Raw genomic sequence first — 307 nt, forward strand, 5'->3', positions numbered from 1 at the left:
AGGCTGGGTGTGGAAGTGCAGTAATGCATTAAGCTAACCAGTACTAATTGCCCGTACGGCTTGTCCCTATAACCTTAGCAGGTACAGAGGATAAGACGGTACAACGTTGCGTGTGTGTTGATACACCAATTCATTACCCCAATCTTTGCTTCTTCCAGATTCAGGCTTTGTCGCTCCACTGAGGACAAATGCCAGTACAAGTTATGCCTGATGACCATAGCAAGTTGGTCCCACCCCTTCCCATCCCGAACAGGACCGTGAAACAACTTTGCGCCGATGATAGTGCTGCAACCAGTGTGAAAGTAGG

The 307-nt window shown here is 48.5% G+C and carries 1 rRNA gene; it reads left to right on the forward strand.

From position 1 onward, the window contains the following. Positions 1-206 precede the first annotated feature (206 nt). Positions 207-307: ribosomal RNA gene (gene rrf / locus GCN78_RS29025) — 5S ribosomal RNA — on the forward strand; the annotation flags it as partial.

The sequence above is a fragment of the Janthinobacterium rivuli genome, from assembly GCF_009208735.1.
Classification (GTDB): domain Bacteria; phylum Pseudomonadota; class Gammaproteobacteria; order Burkholderiales; family Burkholderiaceae_D; genus Janthinobacterium.